This window comes from Flavobacterium arsenatis, assembly GCF_031456785.1.
Classification (GTDB): domain Bacteria; phylum Bacteroidota; class Bacteroidia; order Flavobacteriales; family Flavobacteriaceae; genus Flavobacterium; species Flavobacterium arsenatis.
In genome coordinates this window covers 224,951-247,244 of the sequence record NZ_JAVDVI010000001.1, presented here as the reverse complement: position 1 = coordinate 247,244, position 22,294 = coordinate 224,951, and the positions used below count along the sequence as shown (strand labels likewise).

Annotated in this window: 18 protein-coding genes; 15 read left to right on the top strand and 3 right to left on the bottom strand. The window is 36.8% G+C overall.

What is annotated here, in order from left to right; genetic code table 11:
- The 6 genes from J2X31_RS01040 (at nucleotide 1) to J2X31_RS01015 (ending at nucleotide 7,136) form a co-directional block, all read left to right on the top strand.
- Complete coding sequence (locus J2X31_RS01040) at nucleotides 1-1,152, top strand: formimidoylglutamase (RefSeq protein ID WP_310023688.1); 1,152 nt, start codon at nucleotides 1-3, stop codon at nucleotides 1,150-1,152.
- A 143-nt stretch (nucleotides 1,153-1,295) separates the two neighbouring features.
- Nucleotides 1,296-2,690: a T9SS ring complex lipoprotein PorK/GldK gene (gene porK / locus J2X31_RS01035; RefSeq protein ID WP_310023687.1), complete on the top strand. Its 1,395-nt coding sequence runs from the start codon at nucleotides 1,296-1,298 to the stop codon at nucleotides 2,688-2,690.
- Nucleotides 2,691-2,748: 58 nt separating this feature from the next.
- Nucleotides 2,749-3,396, top strand: coding sequence for a type IX secretion system motor protein PorL/GldL (gene porL, locus J2X31_RS01030; RefSeq protein ID WP_310023685.1), 648 nt, complete (start codon nucleotides 2,749-2,751; stop codon nucleotides 3,394-3,396).
- A gap of 53 nt (nucleotides 3,397-3,449) precedes the next feature.
- Nucleotides 3,450-4,985, top strand: a complete 1,536-nt coding sequence (porM, locus tag J2X31_RS01025) for a type IX secretion system motor protein PorM/GldM (RefSeq protein WP_310023683.1) — start codon at nucleotides 3,450-3,452, stop codon at nucleotides 4,983-4,985.
- 48 nt (nucleotides 4,986-5,033) lie between these two features.
- Nucleotides 5,034-6,026, top strand: a complete 993-nt coding sequence (gene porN / locus J2X31_RS01020) for a type IX secretion system ring subunit PorN/GldN (protein WP_310023682.1) — start codon at nucleotides 5,034-5,036, stop codon at nucleotides 6,024-6,026.
- 63 nt (nucleotides 6,027-6,089) lie between these two features.
- Entirely contained in the window at nucleotides 6,090-7,136 is a 1,047-nt protein-coding gene (locus tag J2X31_RS01015) for an NAD(P)/FAD-dependent oxidoreductase (protein WP_310023681.1), read from the top strand.
- Between the two features lie 73 nt (nucleotides 7,137-7,209).
- Here J2X31_RS01015 and J2X31_RS01010 read toward each other — a convergent pair whose 3' ends face one another.
- On the bottom strand, nucleotides 7,210-7,587 hold the full coding sequence (locus tag J2X31_RS01010; protein WP_310023678.1) for a DUF983 domain-containing protein: 378 nt from the start codon (nucleotides 7,585-7,587) through the stop codon (nucleotides 7,210-7,212).
- 98 nt (nucleotides 7,588-7,685) lie between these two features.
- Between J2X31_RS01010 and J2X31_RS01005 the strand changes: the two genes are divergently transcribed.
- Nucleotides 7,686-9,593: an ABC-F family ATP-binding cassette domain-containing protein gene (locus J2X31_RS01005; RefSeq protein ID WP_310023677.1), complete on the top strand. Its 1,908-nt coding sequence runs from the start codon at nucleotides 7,686-7,688 to the stop codon at nucleotides 9,591-9,593.
- Nucleotides 9,594-9,893: 300 nt separating this feature from the next.
- Here the strand turns inward: J2X31_RS01005 and J2X31_RS18200 are convergent, their stop codons facing one another.
- Nucleotides 9,894-10,157 carry a helix-turn-helix domain-containing protein gene (locus tag J2X31_RS18200; RefSeq protein WP_374725203.1) on the bottom strand — a complete coding sequence of 88 codons (264 nt, stop codon included), beginning with the start codon at nucleotides 10,155-10,157 and terminating at the stop codon, nucleotides 9,894-9,896.
- Between the two features lie 657 nt (nucleotides 10,158-10,814).
- Here J2X31_RS18200 and J2X31_RS01000 point away from each other — a divergent pair.
- The 5 genes from J2X31_RS01000 to J2X31_RS00980 all read left to right on the top strand — a co-directional run bounded on the left by J2X31_RS01000 (nucleotide 10,815) and on the right by J2X31_RS00980 (nucleotide 13,903).
- On the top strand, nucleotides 10,815-11,435 hold the full coding sequence (locus J2X31_RS01000) for a hypothetical protein (protein ID WP_310023676.1): 621 nt from the start codon (nucleotides 10,815-10,817) through the stop codon (nucleotides 11,433-11,435).
- A 138-nt stretch (nucleotides 11,436-11,573) separates the two neighbouring features.
- Nucleotides 11,574-12,146 carry a hypothetical protein gene (locus tag J2X31_RS00995; RefSeq protein WP_310023675.1) on the top strand — a complete coding sequence of 191 codons (573 nt, stop codon included), beginning with the start codon at nucleotides 11,574-11,576 and terminating at the stop codon, nucleotides 12,144-12,146.
- A gap of 49 nt (nucleotides 12,147-12,195) precedes the next feature.
- A complete protein-coding gene (locus J2X31_RS00990; protein ID WP_310023674.1) occupies nucleotides 12,196-12,663 on the top strand; it encodes a GNAT family N-acetyltransferase in 468 nt (155 codons plus the stop codon).
- Nucleotides 12,664-12,722: 59 nt separating this feature from the next.
- Nucleotides 12,723-13,439 carry a suppressor of fused domain protein gene (locus J2X31_RS00985; protein ID WP_310023673.1) on the top strand — a complete coding sequence of 239 codons (717 nt, stop codon included), beginning with the start codon at nucleotides 12,723-12,725 and terminating at the stop codon, nucleotides 13,437-13,439.
- Nucleotides 13,440-13,474: 35 nt separating this feature from the next.
- Nucleotides 13,475-13,903: a hypothetical protein gene (locus tag J2X31_RS00980; RefSeq protein ID WP_310023672.1), complete on the top strand. Its 429-nt coding sequence runs from the start codon at nucleotides 13,475-13,477 to the stop codon at nucleotides 13,901-13,903.
- 108 nt (nucleotides 13,904-14,011) lie between these two features.
- Here the strand turns inward: J2X31_RS00980 and J2X31_RS00975 are convergent, their stop codons facing one another.
- On the bottom strand, nucleotides 14,012-14,980 hold the full coding sequence (locus J2X31_RS00975; RefSeq protein ID WP_310023671.1) for an App1 family protein phosphatidate phosphatase: 969 nt from the start codon (nucleotides 14,978-14,980) through the stop codon (nucleotides 14,012-14,014).
- A gap of 59 nt (nucleotides 14,981-15,039) precedes the next feature.
- Here J2X31_RS00975 and J2X31_RS00970 point away from each other — a divergent pair, with 59 nt between their 5' ends.
- From J2X31_RS00970 to J2X31_RS00960, 3 genes are all read left to right on the top strand, one after another.
- Nucleotides 15,040-15,909 (top strand): diacylglycerol/lipid kinase family protein, encoded by an 870-nt coding sequence (locus J2X31_RS00970; RefSeq protein ID WP_310023670.1) that lies wholly within the window; start codon nucleotides 15,040-15,042, stop codon nucleotides 15,907-15,909.
- Between the two features lie 260 nt (nucleotides 15,910-16,169).
- Complete coding sequence (gene lpxK, locus J2X31_RS00965) at nucleotides 16,170-17,189, top strand: tetraacyldisaccharide 4'-kinase (protein WP_310023669.1); 1,020 nt, start codon at nucleotides 16,170-16,172, stop codon at nucleotides 17,187-17,189.
- 269 nt (nucleotides 17,190-17,458) lie between these two features.
- Entirely contained in the window at nucleotides 17,459-22,240 is a 4,782-nt protein-coding gene (locus J2X31_RS00960; RefSeq protein WP_310023667.1) for a glycosyl hydrolase, read from the top strand.
- Nucleotides 22,241-22,294 lie beyond the last annotated feature (54 nt).

Below are 22,294 nucleotides of genomic sequence, written 5' to 3'. Positions count from 1 at the left end.
ATGGAGTTTGATTTTCTATCGCCTTTAGATGATGAAATCCTAGGGTTTATAAACGGACTTTCTTCTCAAAATTTGGGAAGTAAGGTGGTTTTGCATTCCTCAAAAGATTTTCCAGACTTAAATAAAGTAGATCTTGCAATTATTGGTGTGTTGGAGAATCGTGGTGCTGAAAATCAAATAGAGGATGTAAATCTGGATCATATTAGAAAAGAATTGTATGGCTTATTTCCTGGAAACTGGCACAAATCAATTGCTGATTTAGGGGATATAAAAGCTGGAAATTCAGTTGAGGACACCTATTTTGCTTTAAAAAAGGTTGTAGCTGAACTCGTAAAGCGAAAAATTGTACCTGTTGTTATAGGAGGAACTCAAGATTTGACTTATTCGTTATATAGAGCTTATGATGAGTTGGAGCAAATGGTAAACTTGGTTTCTATTGATAATAAATTTGATTTCGGAAAAGAAGCATCTGAATTATCGGCGACATCTTATATTACAAAAATGATATTAGAAGAGCCAAATAACCTCTTTAATTATAGCAATATTGGCTATCAAACCTATTATAATTCGCAGGAAGAGATAGATTTGATAGAAAAATTATTTTTTGAGGCTTATCGTTTGGGGGAAATCTCCAATAATATATCGATTTCGGAGCCAGTGTTTCGAGATGCCGATATAATATCTTTAGATTTAACATCGGTAAAGTCTTGTGATTCGGGTAATTTTATTACTTTTACTCCCAACGGATTTAACGGTAAGGAAATTTGTTCTTTATCAAGATATGCAGGAATTAGCGATAAAGTGTCTTTATTTGGCATATTTAATCACAATAATTCAAAACAAGAGTCCGTTTTAATAGCTCAGATCATTTGGTATTTTATAGAAGGCTATCATTACCGTTCAAATGAATATCCTTTTGGAAGTAGAGACAATTACTTAAAGTACATTGTGCCATTGGATGAAGAGGAATTAGTGTTCTATAAGAGCGATAAAACAGAGAGATGGTGGATAGAAATACCTTTTATTTCAAATGTTAATAATAAATTAAAAAGAAATACGTTATTACCCTGTTCCTATGAAGATTATTTAGGAGCTACAAATCAGGAAATACCTGAAAGATGGTGGAAAGCCCAAAGGAGAAATCTCCTCTAACAAATAGTTAGTTTGGTGTAAATTAGAATTATAAATTCAATTTCACATAATTTTAAGTTTTTGTTGGTAAAAAAATTGTTTTTTAGAAAAATAATAAATAGGTTTACGCCCTTAAAATACGAATATATCATAACCCAATTTATATGAAGAAGTTCATTGCATTTGCAGCATTATCATCATTACTATTTAGCTGTGGCTCTAGCGACAAAGGGGAACTAGTAGGTGTGAAAGGAAAAAAATGGCATCCTGAGAAACCTTATGGTATGACCTTGGTTCCAGGTGGATCCTATATTATGGGTAAATCAGACGATGATTTAGCTAATATTGGAGATGCCCCAACGAAAACCGTAACAGTTCGTTCTTTTTATATGGATGAAACCGAGATTACAAATAGTGAGTACCGTCAGTTTGTAGAATGGGTAAAAGATTCTACAATCCGAGTTCGTTTGGCTATTATGGCTGATGAGCAAGGGCAGACTGCTGGATCTGGTGGAGGAAAAAAAGCAACTGGAATTGGAGATTTTGCTTTTGCTGATGCCGATCCTGAAAAAATGACTCCATACGATAAGTATATGTATGAAAACTACTACAGCGTGGGTACTGAAGATGACATGTATGCTGGTAGAAGATTAAATAAAAAAGTGAAACTTATTACTGATACTTCAAAATATCCTGATGAGTTTTATACAGAAGTAATGGATTCTATGTATTTGCCTCTTGAAGAGTCTTATAATGGATTGAGAACTATTGATAATAGCAAGTTGAAATTCCGTTACACGGAAGTTGATTTGAATGAAGCGGTTAAGAAAAAAGGAAGAAAAGGGTTTGTGAAAAAATCCGAGCCAGTAGAAATTTATCCTGATACTACTTCTTGGATAAAAGATTTCTCTTATTCTTATAATGAGCCAATGCATAATGATTATTTTTGGCACCAAGCCTACAGTGATTATCCGGTAGTAGGTGTGTCTTGGAAACAATCTAAAGCATTCTGTGCTTGGAGAACGCTTCATAAAAATGCTTACATCAAATCTAAAAAGAAAAAAGGACGTAACTTGATCAATTCATTCAGATTGCCAACTGAGGCAGAATGGGAATATGCTGCTCGTGGAGGTCTTCAATCTGCAACTTACCCTTGGGGAGGTCCTTATACTAAAAATGATAGAGCTTGTTTCTTGGCAAACTTTAAGCCAAACAGAGGAGATTATGCAGCAGATGGAGCTTTATATACTGTAGAAGCAAAATCTTTTGATCCAAATGGATACAATCTGTATAATATGGCTGGAAACGTTGCTGAATGGACGGATTCTTCTTATGATCCAGGAGCTTATGAGTTTGTTTCAACAATGAACCCTAATGTGCCAGATGCCAAAAACCAACGTAAAGTTGTTAGAGGTGGTTCATGGAAAGATGTTGCCTACATGCTTCAAGTTAGTACTCGTGATTTTGAGTATGCAGATACTGCAAGAAGCTACATAGGTTTCAGAACAGTTCAAGATTATATGGGAACTCAGACTACTGGGAACGCACCAAGAAATTAAATTATTTAAACCAACTTTATTAAACTATCTAATTAACTAAAAAAAAACAATTATTATTATGGCATTATTAAGCAAAAAAGCAATGAATTTCGCTTACGGTATGGGAGCGGCAGTTGTAATCCTTGGAGCATTATTTAAAATTGCTCACTTCGAGATTGGTTTCTTGACGGGAACTGTGATGCTTTCGGTAGGTCTTATTACTGAGGCGGCTATCTTTGCATTATCTGCATTTGAACCAGTTGACAATGAGTTAGATTGGACTTTAGTATATCCTGAATTAGCAGGAGGTCAAGGAACAAAAAAAGAAGCTAAAAAAGAAAACCCAGCAGAAGCTCAAGGGTTATTGTCTCAAAAATTAGACAACTTATTGAAAGAAGCTAAAATCGATGGTGAGATGATGGCTAGTTTAGGAAACAGCATCAAAAATTTCGAATCTGCTGCTAAAGGAATTTCTCCAGCCGCTGACGGAATTGCTGCTACAAAAAAATACAGTGAAGAATTGTCTATGGCTGCGGCTCAAATGGAGTCTTTAAACAGTTTATACAAAGTACAATTAGAAAGTGCTTCAAGAAACGCTGAAGCTAACAAAGAAATCGCTGATAACGCATCTAAATTAAAAGACCAAATGCAATCTATGACTGCAAACATCGCTTCGTTGAACAATGTTTATGGTGGTATGCTTTCTGCAATGAGTAACAAAGGATAATTAGTTTTATACTATATTTTCATAAACAAAATAAACTAAACTAATTAGAAAAAATGGCAGGAGGAAAATTAACCCCTAGACAGAAGATGATTAACCTAATGTACTTGGTTTTCATCGCTATGTTGGCAATGAATATGTCAAAAGAAGTACTTTCGGCTTTCGGATTGATGAACGAAAAATTTGAAGCAGCTAACGCTTCTGCTAAATTGACAAACGAGCAGATGATGCAATCTTTGGATGCTAAGGCAAGTGAAGCAGGTGGAGAATTTGCTGGAGCTGCTGCAACAGCTCACAAAGTTGAGGCGGCAACTAAGAAGTTCTACGATTTTGTAGGAACTTTGAAGGATGAAACCGTAAAAGGTGTTGAAGTAAAAGACGGTAAAATGTCTTATGAAGCTATGGATAAAGCAGATAACCTTGACCACAGTTGGTTTACTGGAGACGGCTATACCAAGCGTGGGAATGAAGTTATTGCTGCAATTGAAACATATAAGAATGAGATGAAAGCGGCTTTAGGGACTGAAAAAAAGTATAGTGCGATATTAAATCAAGTTAATAAAGCTTTTGATTTGAAAGATGTTCCTAACAAAGAAGGAGTGAAGATCAAGTTTCTTGATTATCATTTCAAAGGTTTTCCTCAAATCGCTTCTTTAGCTAAATTATCAGCTTGGCAAAATGATGCTAAGAAAGCTGAATCTGATGTGATAAGTGCAGCTTTAGGAAAAGCTGCGGTTCAGGCTGCATCTTACAGTAACTATCAAGCTATTGTAGTTTTAGAGAAAAATGCTTATTTTCAAGGTGAGAATGTAAAAGGTAAAGTGGTTTTAGGTCGTTATGACGAAAACACACAACCTACTTCATTCAAAGGTCCTGGTAAATTAGAAAACGGTCAAGCTGTTATCTCTTTAACTGCTGGTGCAGTAGGTGAGCAATCAATTAATGGTGAATTTACTTTCTTAGAAGATGGAAAAACAATTCCATTGAAATTTTCTGGAAATTATGTAGTAGTACCTCGTCCAAATTCAGCGACCATTTCTGCTGATAAAATGAACGTTGTTTACCGTGGTGTAGTTAACCCAATTACAATTTCATTTGCTGGAGTTTCTGATAATAATGTTACTGCTTCTGCTCCTGGAATGACAAAAGGTTCTGGAACAGGTAAATACAACATTAACCCAGGTCAAGGAAATGAATTGACTATCAATGTTACTGCTAAATTGCCAGACGGAAAATCAGTTTCTGATAAGAAAATGTTCAGAATCAAGAGTATTCCTGCTCCTGCAGGTGCTATTGGTGGTGTTGTAGGAAGTACTAAAGGTCAAAAATCTAGACTTGAAGTTTCTCAAATTACAGCTGTCTTACAAGATTTTGATTTTGAGGTAAAACTTAGAGTTGTTCAATTTAGTCTTAAAGTTCCTGGGCAACCAACTGTGGTAGTTAATGGAGATAGAGTTAACGAACAATGTAAAGCAGCTCTTGCTAGGGCTACAAGAGGCGATCAAGTAACAATTTCTGAAATCAAAACCAAATTGGAGGGTTCAGATATTAACATGAAGCAAACAGCTCCTGTAATTTACGAAATACAATAAAACACATTACGTTTGCGTTTATTTCTCAAACACTTGAATATAGATACCATGAATTTAAAGAAAATTTTAGTAGTCGTTTTTGCTTTAGGAAGTTTTGCTTCTTTTGCACAATCTAATTTGTTGAATGCAAGAACACCAGATGAAATTGGTAAGAAAACCGCAGCTCAATTAATTTCTGATAACGATAAGCCATTACCTTATGGATTTGTTGACGATAGAGATATATTAATGGGTAAAGCTGTTTGGGAGATTATTGACTTGGATGAGCGAATTAATTTTCCTTTATATTTTCCTGTTGATACTGCAAACATCGGAACCGATCGTAGATCTTTATATGACGTTTTGATCAAAGGTATTAAAGCTGGTAAAATTACAGAAGTATATGCTGATAGTTATTTTACCATTAAAAGACCTTTAGGTGATTTGGAAAACACGTTCAAGTTTAGAGATACGCTTGATGCCGGTAGAGAAGAATTAAACGCAAACCGAGATCTTTATTATGGAAGTACGGTAGCTGCTAAACCAGCTAAGAAAAATAAAAAAGGTCAGATTATTACTCCAGCTACTGAAGCTAAAAACCTTCCTCCACAACAGGAATTGCATCCTCAGTTTATAGATGAGCGAGTATTGACAAGTGCTAACGTTACTGGATACAAAATCAAAGGATATTGGTATTTTGACAAGCGTCAGGGTGAATTAAAATACAGACTTTTAGGAATTTGTCCTTTGGCTCCTGAGGCTAAAGATGCCTATAGTGACAATCCTGATGTAATTGAATTATTTTGGATATATTTCCCAGCAGCGAGAGATGTATTACACGCCTCTTATGCTTTCAACGATAAGAACTCTGCAATGCCAATCTCTTTTGATAGGTTGTTGAATTCAAGACGTTTTAACTCTACGATTTATCAAGAAGAGAACGTTTACGGAGATCGTTTGATTGAAGATTACATGAAAGATAACTCGCAAATGCAGTTGTTGGAATCTGAAAGAGTGAAAGACAAAATCAGAGATTTCGAACAAGATATGTGGAACTACTAATTAGTTTCCGTTATTAAACTAAAACTCTTACCATAACGGTAAGAGTTTTTTTATTTTTACACTATGATAGATTATTTAATTATTGGTTCGGGGATTGCTGGAATTGCTTTTGCAGAAAATTGCCTTCAAAATGATAAATGTATTTTTGTTTTGGACGATCATTCTCAAAATTCATCGAAGGTTGCCGGGGGATTGTATAATCCGGTTATCTTAAAACGATTTAGTAAATTAGAAAATGCTCAGGAACAATTGATCCTGCTTAATTCATTTTACGCTTCAATCGAAAATAGAATCCATACGAAAATTAATTTTCCACTTCCGATTTTGAGAAAATTTTTTTCGATTGAGGAACAGAATAATTGGTTCATCGCTTCGGATAAGATTGGGCTCTCTCCTTTTCTTTCTACTGATTTATTGTTTAAGCAGTATGAAGGGATTGACGCTCCTTTTGGATATGGGGAAGTACTTCAGACGGGTTATGTTGATACGGCTTTGCTTTTGGAAAGGTTTAGAAGTTATCTTATTGAAAATAATTTATTCCGTCAAGAGACTTTTGATTATGAGTTGTTGGAAGTAGGTGCTGATTTTATTCAATATAAAGATATAAAAGCAAGACACATTATCTTTGCTGAAGGATTCGGAATGCATTTCAATCCCTACTTTAAACATCTTCCGCTTGACGGAACAAAGGGTGAACTTTTTATCATCAAGGCTCCCAGTTTAAATTTGGATGTGATTGTGAATACAAGTGTCTTTATTCTTCCTCTTGGAAATGATTTGTTCAAAGTGGGTGCCACTTATAACTGGGCTGATAAAACCGATTTGCCGACAGAAGAAGGAAAACAAGAATTGATATCCAAAATCAAAGAGATATTAAGTTGTGACTTCGAAATCATCAAGCATTTTGCAGGGGTTCGACCGACGGTTAAAGACAGGAGGCCTTTAGTGGGGACACATCCTGATCATAAGAACATTCATATACTGAATGGTCTCGGGACAAGAGGTGTAATGCTTGGTCCGTCCATGGCTCAAGTATTATACGAAAATATTGAAAATAGAAAACCTCTGGATAGGTCTTGTGATATCAAAAGATTTGACAAAAAGAAGTGATTGAAGGTTTACACGAATCACACAAATTTTCACCAATCAATTTTGTGGAAATTAGTGCAATTTGTGTTGAAAATTATTTCTTGAAATCCTTCTTATATGAAACAAACATATTGATATAGATGCTTCTTGAAAGGCGCATGACAAGAGGAAACGAAATGATTATTGCACCAAGGATGACTGTGAAATTAACCAACATGCTTCTGCTGAATTGGAAACAGATGATAAAAGCAAGAATTCCGATGGCAACATTCAATCCGTAACTGACATACATCGCACCATAAAAAAAGGAAGGTTCAATCTGGTATTTCAAACCGCAGTGACTGCATTTTTCCTTCATCTTGATGATTTTGCTCAAATGCAACAGGTTTTGGTCCTCGTACATGCTCTCATTCTGACATTTAGGACAAGTTCCTGTTAAAATGCTATATAATTTGGATCCTTTTTTTAACATTTGCAAAAAATTTGATTGGACTTTGTTTAAGTACTACAAATTTACATTATAATTGAGGTTTAAATCCTTAAATCTCGCAATCTTTTAATCAATTTTAAATGCTTAATATACACAATTTGTCGGTTTCCTTTGGAGGAACTTATTTGTTCGAAGAAGTTACTTTCCGTTTAGGAGCTGGAGACAGAGTAGGTCTTGTTGGTAAGAATGGTGCTGGAAAATCGACGATGCTCAAAATGTTGGCGAAAGATTTTGCTCCTGATTCTGGAACTATTTCCCAAGAAAAGGAAATCAGAATGGGGTTCCTGCGTCAGGATATTGATTTTGAACAGGGGAGAACTGTTTTGGAAGAAGCCTATCAGGCATTTACAGAAATAAAAGAGGTCGAAAAGAAATTGGAGGAAATCAACCATCAATTGGTTACCAGAACTGATTATGAAAGTGAGGAATACAGCCAAATCATTGAAGATTTGTCGGAATATACCCATCGTTTTGAATTGTTGGGTGGTTATAATTATGTAGGCGATACTGAGAAAATCCTTTTGGGATTAGGTTTCAAAAGAGAGGTTTTCAACAACCAAACCGAGACTTTTTCGGGTGGATGGAGAATGCGTATCGAGTTGGCGAAGTTGCTTTTGCAATCCAACGACATCCTTCTTCTGGATGAGCCGACGAACCACTTGGATATCGAGAGTATCATTTGGTTGGAGGGTTTCTTGCGTAATTTCCCTGGCGTTGTCGTGATTGTTTCGCACGATAAGATGTTCTTGGACAACGTGACGAACAGAACCATTGAAATTTCATTAGGAAAGGCTTATGATTTTAATAAACCGTATTCCCAATATTTAGAATTACGTCATGAGATTCGCGAAAAGCAATTGGCTACTCAGAAAAATCAGGCGAAGAAGATTGAAGAAACCGAGAAGCTGATTGAGAAATTCCGTGCCAAGGCTTCTAAAGCTTCGATGGCACAATCGCTTATCAAGAAGTTGGACAAGGTGGAACGAATTGAGGTGGATGAAGACGATAATTCGGTAATGAACATCTCTTTTCCGGTTTCGAAAGTGCCGGGTAGAGTAGTGATCGAAGCTGAAGAGGTTACCAAAAGCTATGGTGATAAAACGATCTTGAAGGACATTTCGCTTTTGGTGGAAAGAGGCAGCAAGATTGCGTTTGTTGGTCAGAATGGTCAAGGGAAATCGACTTTTATCAAGGCGATTGTGAACGAATTTGAATACGAAGGGAACATCAAACTGGGGCATAATGTTCAGATTGGATATTTCGCACAGAACCAGGCGGAGTATTTGGATGGTGAGATTACGTTGTTACGAACAATGGAGGATGCCGCAACGGATACAAACCGCTCTAAAGTGCGTGATATGTTGGGTTCTTTCCTGTTTAGAGGCGATGATGTGGAGAAGAAAGTGAAGGTGCTTTCGGGTGGTGAACGAAACCGTTTGGCACTTTGTAAATTGCTTTTGCAGCCTATAAATGTGTTGGTGATGGATGAGCCTACGAACCACTTGGACATCAAGTCGAAGAACGTCTTGAAGGCCGCCTTGCAGAAATATGAAGGGACTTTGCTTTTGGTTTCGCACGACAGGGATTTCCTTCAGGGGATGTCGAATTTGGTGTATGAATTCAGGGACCAGAAGATCAAGGAATATCTTGGGGACATCAACTATTTCCTGGAACAGCGTAATATGGAGAACATGCGTGAGGTGGAGAAAAGGGATATTGCGAAGAAGGAGAATCCGAAGGACAACAACAAGGCTTCCTATGAGGACCAGAAAAAAAATAAGGCGTTGCAGAACAAGCTGAGCAAGGTGGAAAGTCAGATCAAGCAATTGGAGATTGATATCCAGAAGGATGACAAGGCTTTGGCTGCCAATTATGACAAGCATATTGAGGATGCGAGTTTCTTTATGGCATATAACAAAAAGAAAAAGGATTTGGATCGGCTTTTGGAGGAATGGGAAGCTGTTCAGTTGGAAATTGATAATGCATAAGATTTAAACCGGGATTTTTCTCGGTTTTTTTGTTTAATACAGATTGCACAGATTTGCACGGATTTTTAGACAAGAATTGCACTAATTTTCACTAATTATTTTCCACTGATTATAATGATTCCACTGATTTTTGTATAAAATAGGTTGCACAGATTTTTTTAGACATGAATTGCACGAATTCACACGAATTGAAAACTTTTTTTGCAACGGATTATACAGATTTCAATAATTAAAGTTTTTGTTTAACACGGATTTTTTTAGACACAAATTTCATGGATTTTCAGGAATTAAAAGCTTAATTTATTTAATACGATTGTTTAATATTTCCAATTGAAAAGAGCCGTTAAGGTAGTATTCAAAGACGACCTCTTCAAATAGAAGCGTGGGATTAATGTCGAAAATTTCGGAAATTTGAACGAGCCTAATGAGTGTTATGGCTTGATGACCGTTTTCGATTTTGGCAAATTGGCTTTGGGTAATTCCCAGCCGTTTAGCCATGTGGTCTTGTGAGAGATTTTTATCTCTTCGAATTTGTTTTATTTTACTGCATACCCCCTTATTCATACTTTCGCATTTATTAAATTTCTAGCCGACCGAAACTATTGTTCCTCGTTGCTATATCTTAACTAGGGGTAATACTGTGGCAATTATAGGGATAATTTTTTTGAGATGAAAATTTATGGTGGTTTTTTTCGGTGGGGGGTGGTGTAGGGGGATTTTAGGTATTTTTGGGGGTGTAGGAGAAAGCATGTGACTATTTTGTATAAATAGACTTGCTATGGAAAATTATTTTTTTGAATTACCAATTTATCGTTGTCCACGTGAAAAACATTATGAAGAATTGAAATTTCTTCGTTAGAAGATTAATAAAAGCATTTCTCATTTTGATGGACAAGAACAGTTAATTGAAGAAATAAAACTTTGTAGGTATACTCGAAAATCTTATACTTATGATTACAATGAAACAATTGGTTGGATAAGATTTTATATTTTTGGAAACCAAATAACAGGAGAATATCATTTTGAAGTAAATCCAATTGATAGAGAGAAAGATAAAAAACGTTTTAATATAGGAATTCGTAAAAAGCAATTTGACGAATTTGGTAAGGCCTTTGAATTATCTTATAGTATAATCGTTGGAAGCTTTTTTAACATTGCTTTAAAAACAATCAAAATTTTAAATCGTAACTTAACTTGTATTAACAACTAAAGCCTACGGTTATGAGAATTTTACTTTTTATATTCCTTGTTGTCACGATGCAATCCTGTGCGACAAAAAAGGATACAAAGAAACAATTACTTCCTGACGGAATAAAATCGGCAACGGAAGAACGGTATGAAGTGGTGGGGAATCAGAAGAAACTTTTGTGGAAAAAGGACATGGTTTTTACTAAAAATGGACGTATCAAATCTTCTAAAACGGTTGATGCTTCTGGTAAAGTAGTGCAGGAAACCAAAAAGAAGTTATGGTTTGTAGAGGAAACCTACCCTGATAGAGAAAAGCTGTACCGCAAGACACGTTGGAAACCTAAACAACGCGAACGCATCAGCACTTATGAGAAAAAGCAAGAGAAGACAAGCGAGAGCATCTATCATTATAACAAAGACGGGACGGTGGCTAAAATTGTAGATAATTTTAAGTCGTTCCAGACACAGTATTTCTATTATTCGGACAAAGAGCTCACGAAAATTGTCACCAAGGACAAGGACGATAAGCTAATTGACGAAGTCATAGTAAACTGTACGAAAAAAGATGAAAAAGGTGCTTGCCTGAACGAAACCAGGACTTTTGCTCAAAAGAAGTATAAGGAGGAAGTAGTTTTTAGTCCGGTTTATGATTGATACGGTGTTTACTAAATAACTAGAACTGCAAGGTTAAATCGTTGCAGTTTTTTTGTGGGGTGTTTTGAGAATTTTGGTAGATTTGTTTTTGAGGGTTTAGGCTATTGAGCTATAATAACTATAATAAGTTGAGTAATTATGTCGAACATTATTTTCCATAGTAAAGAATTTGAAATAAATGGGATTTCCGTACCTGAATTCAATTTGCAGGGCGGAAAGTTAATCCGAATCTATATTCAGAATTTCAATCTAGAAAATTTGCCTTTGGGCTTTGACATGACAATCGAATTAATTAGACATTTTCAAAATCAAAAACCTAATTTTCATTGGGCAAAAAATTACCATCAAAATAATATCGTAGAATTTTTTTATCCTTTGACTGTTCATAAATATCTGATTAGTAAAATGCGAATTCATAAGCTAACTGCAGAAAGAATCGCAAAAGACATAGGAGTTGAACTAACGGATAGATTTGAGGATTTGAGTTTTGTAAAAAGGAAGGCATTAATAATAAAATCAATGTTTGAAAAAAATGATTTTATAATGTTGGATTATTATGGTGTGCACTTAGAAGGGATAGGTTATTTAGAGAATCTAGTAAATTCGGAAATTGAACGAGGCAAAACAGCCATTGCTTTTGATAGGTTAGAATTTAAAGCAGATAAAGAGCCATATGATAATATTGAATCAATATTATTATTCTTCAAATAAAAGGGATATCAACAAAAATATTTATAGAATAAATAGTTTATAAATCATCATGAACCAAAACAAAATAGAAATAATACCCTTTTCAGACCAGCAAAAAGAAGCGATCAAAACACTCAATTATGAATGGCTTGAAAAATATTTTCGTGTGGAGCAAGGCGATGTGGTATCGCTTTCCAGCCCGAAAGAACAAATCATTGACAAGGGTGGCTTTATCTTTTATGCGAAGCTAAATGATGAAATTGTGGGAACGGCTTCGTTATTAAGGAAGAACGACAGTGTTTTTGAATTGGGAAAAATGGCGGTGTCGGAAAAAGCACGTGGGTTTGGAATTGGGACTGTCCTACTGGAACATTGCTTGAATGTGGCAAAACAGAAAGGGATCAAGACCTTGATTCTATACTCGAACAGGCAATTGGAATCCGCTCTCCATTTGTATCATAAATATGGATTTTATGAAGTTGAGTTGGAAGAGGGGCTTTATGAAAGGGCGGATATTAAAATGGAGAAGCATTTATAGTTTTAAAACCCCAGAATATAGCGTCTAAAAAATCACTGTTCTATCAAAACAAAAATCAAATGAAAATCAAATATTACAAAACAATCTTGCTAATTTTAGCGTCAACTTATTTGCATTCACAAGAAACCGAAAAAAGTATGAGTAAAGATGTACCCAATAGTGTTGAAATAGTCGACAGTCATTTAGAAAAATTTTTTGCCGATGATGCCGATATCGTGGTGTTTGATGAAATTGAATCGGAGATCATTCACAGGGATGTATATTTTATAAAGGCAACCGAAGAACAACCCTATCATATCTTGTTGAGCTGTGGAATGAGTGCTTTGCCGATGAATGTTCCAGACGATATAGATTCCTCGGAATTTGCAGAGGTCATGATTTTGTTGCCCAAAGAGTGGAACTTAGAGTATGAATCTTTTAGTGAAGAACGTAACTATTGGCCTGTTAGAGTATTAAAAGATTTGATGATGTTGCCCCATTCTAATGATACCTGGTTGGGTTTTGGTCATACATTTATGCATGAAGATAATGAAGAACTGGCTGAAGGAATTGGATTTAATTCGGTAATGCTTGCCCATTCAAAGGAATTGTCCGAAGATTTTATGCAGATTGAACTTGAAAATGATAAGACTGTTGAAATTTATACCTTGATACCTCTTTATAAAGAGGAGCTTGAATTCAAGAAAAAAAATAACGCGACTGCACTACTTGAAAAATTTGACAAATTCGGAATTGAAGAGATTGTAAAAGTTGGCAGGAAAAACGTATGCAAATAAATGATCATCTTATAAATCAGCTTAAAACTATTACTATGAAACTATTATTTACAATTTTACTTTTTATTTCTCATTTGACCCTGTTCGCCCAAGCCGATAAAGTGGCAGGCGATTATGCACTAACCATGAACACCAAAGAGGGTAATGTTTTGGAGTATAAATTGACCTTGTCTGCCGATGGAACATTTTTCTTTCATCATTATTCCAATATTCTGAAGGGAATTCCGCCTGAAAAGAACTATTATGGCAAAGGAAAATGGACGGTAGAAAACAACTTGGTTTCATTCGTTTCGGACAAGCAAACGGATTTGGATGAAAAGCATACGTTGGATTTCAGCAATTCCAAGGCACGTTTTCATACAAAATCGGCAAAGGACAAAACCGACAGGATTGTGAAGACAAGGCTTCAATTTTTGAATTCGGAAATTTTCTGGATGAAGAGGATTGAGTTGTTGAAGGTGTAAGACCTTTTAAAAAATAGACCTACAAGGTTTTGAAACCTTGCAGGAGGAGGTTGTTTTAGGTTTTATGCCTAACAGGTTTTGGAAACCTGTTAGGAAATAGTGCCAGCCTTATTTTATGAGTCCAATTCTTTTGGAATGTTCAATCGCTTCGTTGCTGTCCTTGAAATAGCAAACTTGAACCCCGAGGCTTTCCATGTTTTTCATCGCATCTTCTGATTTTGCTTTTTTGTGTTTGCCGGTTTGCCGGATATAAACAGCCTTGACGGTTACGGGAAAGATCTTGCAGATGTTTTCGTAGAGGTAGGGATCGTGTTGCGAATCGTCGCCCAGCAGCGTATATTCCAAATTTGGGTAGAACTCCAGGATGTGTTTTATCTTTTCGAACTTATGGTTGTGGTCGCCCCGTCCGGTAATGAACAAATCGGTAAGGCTGGTTTTGATGTCTTTCAGTAACAGAACCGCTCTTGGAAGCTGGTGGATTTCTGTGAACTGGACGATGAATCGGTATAAATTCCACTCACTGCTTGACACGTAAAAAAAAGCGTTTTGTTCGTTTTTCTTGTTTCTTCCAGAGGTAGATAAAGCTTGATAGTGCGGAACGGCTCCGTCAAAAATCTTCCTGTCGTTTACGTTTCGGAACAATAATATATAGAGTTTCTTGAGTGGGTTTCGGGTGTGGGACACGAGAAAAGTGTCGTCGATATCCGAGATAAAACCCAAATTGCCTTCGTGTGGACGAACATAACTTCCCTTGACACTAATTTCCTCGCCTTCGTGGAAGATGCTCACTCGATAATCCATCCATCCATAGCCCAATACTTCTTTTATGGGAATGCAGAATTTGAAATAACCGTCGTCGAGGGTTTTGGTATGAATTTTTATGCCTTGGCGTTCCAAATAGACATCGGCATTGGCTTGGGTCTTGATGCGAAACATCCGAATAACCGACTTGGCATTCTTGAATTTCCGCTTCTGAAAATCGTAGTCTTCTTTGGTTGTAGGCTTGAAAACATGCCCCATTACAATGAGTTCTTGTTCGTTGGCATATCCTCGGTATAATTTTAAGACAGGCTTCATTTTTAATATTTTTTTATACTACAAATTAGCTAAATTTACTCAATAAAAGAAACAAAACGGTGAAAAAGAATATCTTGATGGTGGTAAACCCTATTTCGGGCGATATGGACAAGGCAGAGTTTACAGAGACTGCGAAGCTTTTTGCAGAAAAGGAAGGTATGGATTTTTTTGTGTATGAAACCACCGGAAAAAATGATGAACAGAAAATCAGGGAAGCTTTCAAACAACACAATCCACACAGGGTACTGATTGCAGGAGGCGACGGGACAATCAAGATGGTGGCCGATGCTTTGCAGGATATTGATGTGGTGATGGGCATCTTGCCAGCTGGTTCAGCCAACGGTTTGTCGGTTGATTTGAATTTGCCTTCGAGCTTGGAGGAAAATCTGGAAATTGCTTTCAACAGCAATTATATGGAGATGGACATGGTGTGCATCAACAACATCAAGAGTCTGCATTTGAGTGATTTGGGGTTGAATGCTCAACTAGTAAAGAATTATGAAGAAAGTTCAACCCGAGGAATGATGGGATATGCACTTCAGGCCATTACCACTTTGAGCGAACAGGAAGAACCTTTCAAAGCAACAATTACCGCCAACAATACTAAAATTGAAACAGTTGCAAGGATGATTGTGATTGCAAATTCCCAAAAATACGGAACAGGTGTTACCATCAACCCAAACGGAAAGATGAACGACGGGAAATTTGAGATCGTCATCTTAAAAAACCTGGACCTGATTGTTTTCGCAAAGATTATCTCGGGAAATATCCCTGTAGATTCTGAAGATGTGGAGATTATTTCTACCGATAAGGCAACGATTGTCACTGATTCGCCCGTAAGTTTTCAGGTTGATGGCGAATACATTGGGAAGGAAAGCAAGTTGGATGTTCATATTTTGAAACACCAAATGAAAGTAGCGGTGCCCTGATTTCTTTGTTTATGCATCCCCTTCCTCTGCAGAGTCTGTCCAGCTTATTTTTACGGGAGATACCCGAAAAGTGGTTATTTCTTGCAGAATACTAATCGTTTAATTCTTTGATGAAATTGTCCCAAATCGTTCAAGATTCGAAAACATTTTTGTCTAAAAAAATAGAACTATGAATAATTAGAGGGTTAGGTGATTTTTAGATAAAATCTTTTGTGCTGTAAATAATAGTTTGTGTAAAAGATTATAATTATTTTCGTAGTATGATTTTTTTGCGAAAAATACTCTTTCCATTTTCCATTTTATATGGCTTTGTTACCAGTTTCAGGAATTTTCTCTACGATATGGAAATCTTTAAATCCTATTCTTTCGATTTGCCGATTATTGCCGTAGGGAATTTAAGTGTTGGCGGAACGGGCAAAACTCCTCAAATTGAATATTTAATCCGATTATTATCCGATAAATATAAAATTGCAACTTTAAGCCGAGGCTATAAACGAAAATCAGAAGGTTTTATCTTGGCAGATGAAAATGCAAATACCGAAATTTTGGGTGATGAACCTTTTCAATTCTATCAAAAATTCCCAAATGTCCAAGTTGCCGTTGATGCCAATCGGAAAAACGGAATCGAGCAATTACTAAAACAAAATGGCAGACCCGAAATCATTTTATTGGATGATGCTTTTCAACACCGAAAAGTTAAAGCAGGATTGTATATTTTATTGACAGCTTACAATGATTTGTATGCTGATGATTATATTCTGCCAACCGGAAATCTTCGCGAAAGCAGGAACGGAGCCAGACGGGCGAATATTGTCATCGTCACGAAATGCCCTGCGAATCTTTCGCTTGACGAACAAAAATCAATTAAAGAGAAATTGAAACTGGCTCAAAATCAGGAATTGTATTTTACTTATGTTGATTATGATGACGCCATTTTTTCAGAAGAAAAGCAATTGCAAGTTTCCGATATAAAAGATTCAGACAAATTACTTTTAGCCGGAATTGCAAAACCCGAACCGTTCTTCAAGCATCTAAAAAAGGAAAATGATGAAGTTTTAATATTTCCAGACCATCATCATTTTTCTGAAAAAGATATTTTAGAGATTAAAAACAAAGCCCAAAACAACATCATCATTACAACCGAAAAAGATTATGTTCGCTTGAAAGGACAGCTTCCAAAAGAGCAGCTTTTTTATCTTCCTATAAAAAGTTCTTTTGTTTCGGATGAAGAAAATTTCGACAAAGCCATTTTTACCTATCTGAATAAATACTTTTTTTAGGATTAAAAAAGCGTTTAAGGTTTTTCGATTTAATCCAGCAGTTTCTCAATTATCTTCATCCAAAAAACAAATAACGAATTTTTATTTTCTTTTTTCAAGAACTCAATAAAGTTCAGTGATAACAACACTTCAACTACAACGTTGTAGTGTTGTTGTATAGGTAAAATACATTCCTTGAGCCTTCTTTCTCAAATCTGTATGGTTTGTATATTGTTGTAATTATAGATGTGTAATAAAATTGCCATTACATTAGCATAAAAATAAATTTTATGGTTTATAATTACGAAAAATGTATTAAAGCAGTAGTTGTTTTAATCTTATTGATTGTGTCGCAAAACATGGTCGCACAATTTACCACTGTAGGCGAAGGAAGCTACACGACTGCATTTCCCGGAACTGATTCCGCTGGAAGAAACGGATTTCCATCAGGAACGCCACAATTAAGCGGAAACGCTGTTGGAAAACCTGTTCCTACAAACGATTGGTGGTCGGCTTTAGTGAAACAAAATCACGCCAACAACCTTTTTAATTATCCATTGGCGTTGAAAACAGTTAACGAAGGACTCGTTGTCAGCTATATCGTTCCGACTTCTACACCAAATGGAAGCAGTCAGCCAATTGATGACGCTTTGCCGATTACGGTTGGAGTTTCAGGTTTAAATGCTGGTCAAGCTTCGGTTTCAGATTATTCGGACTGGACGGTTTCGATGAACTGGAACAATGGATCACATTCTTTTACAGCAACTGCCGGAATCGGGATGCCTTTTCTCTATTTTACAAAAAATGCGGCTGATGTCGCCAGTGTAAAAATCATAGAAGGAACGGTAGTCATTTCCAATGAAATGTTGGTGGTTACAAATTCACATCAAGGGGCCGATTTTGCAGTTTATGCACCAGTTGGAAGTACGTGGACACAAGCTGGAAACATTTACACTTCAACCTTGAACGGACAAAATTATTGGTCGATGGCCTATTTGGCTCCTTCGGCTCCAAGTGTGGCTCAAGCTGCAAATGAGTATAAAAAATACGCCTATGTTTTTCCAACGAATACGACAGCTACTTATACTTATAACGAAAGTACATCTAAACTTACCACCGTTTTTAATGTTGAAACAGATGTAAAAGAAGGAATTGAAACCAATGTGTTGTTGGGTTTGTTGCCTCACCAATGGGCGAATTTGGCTTCGGGTTCTCCACAGCCAAGTACTTATAATTATAGTTCTATCAGAGGCGAAATCAAGACGCTAGACAGTAATACTTTTACGGTTGAGCATACATTTAAAGGAATTTTACCAACGCTTCCTTATCTAGATAATTACAGCGAAGGATTCAGTCCAGCGTTATTGGACAGCAAGATTGCCCAGATTGAAAATGATGGACTTGCAACTTGGACCGATTCCTACAACGAAGGCCAAGTAATGAACCGATTGATCCAGACTGCAAGAATTGCTGATGAAATGGGAGATGTTGAGGCTAGAAATAAAATGGTTGCAACTATAAAAGAAAGGCTTGAAGATTGGCTTAAAGCCGAAGCAGGAGAGGTTGCCTTTTTGTTTTACTATAATACGAATTGGTCAACCTTGATCGGATATCCAGCCGGTCATGGTCAGGACAATAACATAAACGACCACCATTTCCATTGGGGATATTTTATTCATGCCGCTTCGTTTATGGAGCAATTCGAGCCTGGTTGGGTCGATCAATGGGGACCGATGATCAACTTGATGATTCGCGATGCCGCTTCCGCTGACAGGAATGATCCATTATTTCCTTATTTGAGAAATTTCAGTCCGTATGCAGGACATAGTTGGGCAAATGGTTTTGCGACTTTCCCTTTTGGAAATGACCAAGAATCTACTTCCGAAAGTATGCAGTTTGCTTCTTCCTTAATTCATTGGGGAACAATTACAGAAAATGATGCTATCAGGGATTTGGGAATTTACATCTATACAACAGAACAAACCGCAACCGAAGAATATTGGTTTGACATGCACGATAGGACTTTCAAACCAGGATATGGCTATAAAGTGGCTTCAAGAATTTGGGGTAATGGTTATGACAACCAAACTTTTTGGACATCGGATATCGCTGCCGCTTATGGTATCGAGATGTATCCAATTCACGGAGGTTCTTTGTATTTAGGACACAACACAGCTTATGCTGAATCTTTATGGAGCGAAATTTCCGCCAATACAGGAATCTTGAGCAACGAAGCCAATCCTAATCTTTGGCACGACGTTTATTGGCAATATCTTTCATTTACCAACCCACAAGCGGCGATAGATTTATATGATTCCTATCCGGAAAGAGGCTTGAAATTTGGTATCTCTGATGCTCAAACTTATCATTGGCTTCATGCCATGAACGCTTTGGGAAGAGTAAATTCCGCCGTGACGGCAAATTATCCAATCGCTGCTTCCTTTATTGATAATGGAGTGACGACTTATGTGGCTCATAATTATGGAGACGCTCCAATTAGCGTAACTTTTTCTGATGGTTATATCTTGCAAGTTCCCGCCAATAAAATGGTGACAAGCAGAGATATCAATGCAGAAGGAGTCCTTTCAGCCGATTTCTATCAGGCTTATCCTGGCGGAAGTGTCAATCTTACTGCAACTGTAGAAGGAAACGGCATAACCAAAGTGGCTTTCTATGATGGCGATAGTTTTATAGGAGAAGACACTATAGCTCCGTATCAAATGATGGCTCCAAACCTAGCCTTGGGAATCCATAGCATGTATGCAAAGGTTTATATTGGAGAACAATTCAATGTAACCAATATAATTTCCGTACAAGTTGGAGAGCAGGTTCCTTTTTCTGGAACAGCATTTCAGATTCCAGGAATCGTTGAAGCTGGGAATTACGATAAATTTGAGGGAGGAGTTGGTCAAGGTATTTCGTATAACGATACTTCGCAAATTAACGAAGGAGGCTATAGACCAAATGAATATGTTGATGCTGCCATGGATACTCAAGAAGGGGCAACAGTTGGATGGATTGCAGCAGGAGAATGGATGGAATATACCATCGATGTGCAAACTTCAGGTTTGTACAATGCAACACTTCGATATGCTTCAGGAAACAGCAATGGGGGTGGACCTTTCTATTTTGAAATTGATGGAACCGCTATTATGCCACCTACTTCTTTTACAACCACAAGCGATTGGGGAACTTGGGCCAATAAAGTCATCAACAACATTCCTTTCACACAAGGGCAACACATTTTGCGTTTAGTTGCAACCAGTGGAGAATTCAACCTTGGAAGAATGACTTTTGCCTATTCTTCGCCGTTGACATTTGTTCCGCCAGTTGCCAATGCAGGAGAAAATGTAGTAGTGATTTTACCAGCTACAACTGCCACACTTGATGGTTCTTTGAGTAACGACCCAGAAAACCAACCGATAACTTATGCATGGGAACAAATTTACGGTCCGTCCGTTATAGCTTTTAATGATGCGAATGTTGCTTCGCCAAATGTTTCTAATTTGGTTGAAGGTATTTATAAAGTAAAATTAACTGTTAGCGATGGAACCTATACTGCAAATGACGAAGTGTTGATTTTGGTTTCTGCCAATGGAAATTCAGCTCCGGCAGTTTCCCTTACTTCTCCAACGAACGGAGCCTCTTATGTTGAAGGAGCAACTATTTCTATCAGTGCTTCGGCTTCTGATTTGGATGGAACGATCGCTTTGGTAGAGTTTTATGATGGAGAAATTAAAATAGGTGAAGATTCTACAGCACCTTACACTTTTGAATGGAATAATCCAGCTGTAGGAAGTCATGCAATTACTGCAGTTGCAACCGACAATGGTGAGGCACAAAGCACATCCCAAGTTGTGAATGTAACGGTTTCGGCTGTAATGTCGTGTTCTGAAATATCAAATGAAGCTCAACAAGGTTCGTTTACAATTGGATATGAAGCAATATTTGAAACCGTTGGCAACACTGTTACGATAAGTTTTGAAATGCTCGATACCGATAAAGTTGGCGTTGTAGCCTATCTATGGCAACAATCTCCTTTTTCTGAAACGCAGATGGACAATGTTGGCGGACTTAAATTTTCGAAAACATTATCAGGTCAGACAATGGGTTCAACTATTACTTATGCAGTTAAATTTGCCTATGCAGGTGGACTTTCGGTTACCAAATACATCAGCTATGTAGTAGGAAATAATTGCGGAAGCAGTGGCGAAGATACCGAAGCACCAATGAACTTTACGGCAACAGTTGGAGCGATTACGGCAACATCGGTTGAATTATTGTTGAACAGCACGGATAATTCTGGAACTGTGGTTTATGATGTAATGTATGGAACAACATCAACATCGGTTGCTGGAGTTTCCGGAGTTCAGAAATCGGTTATCATTAATAATTTATCGCCAGAAACACTTTATAGTTTTAGTATTGAAGCCAGTGATGCATCTGGAAATGAAGCTGAAAATAATGCGATTGTTTTAGAAGCGACTACTTTGCCAGATTCAAATACTGCATGTTCAGGAACGAGTTCTGGAGCTCAACAGGGTTCTTTTTCTATTGGTTATAGTTATTCATTTCAAACCGTTGGAACCGATGTTGTCATTACATTTGAACTTCTTGACACTGATAAAGTGGGTGTTGTAGCCTATTTGTGGCAACAAACTCCTTTTTCTGAATCACAAATGACGAACCAAGGCGGATTGACATTTTCTAAAACCATAACAGGGCAAACACTTGGAGCAACGATTTCCTATGGTGTGAAATTTGCCTTTGCAGGCGGTTTGGCGGTTACCAATTATTTTAGTTATACCGTTGGAGATGATTGTGATTTGGGAATTGACGAAAATGAATTGAACAATTCAATCAGCATGTATCCTAACCCGGCAACAAATATCGTAACTGTGGATTCCAAAATTTCTTCAATATCAAAAGTGGAAGTATATTCTGTTTTAGGAAGCAAAGTCTTGGAAACTACCGAAAGTAAAATCAACATTGAAAATCTTTCAAGCGGTATTTATCTTGTGAAAGTATATGCAGGAAGTAAATCCGTAACCAAAAAATTAGTAGTTAGATAGTGTTTTTCAAGGTTATGAGATAATGCCCATAACTAGATTTCAAAGGCTGTAGCA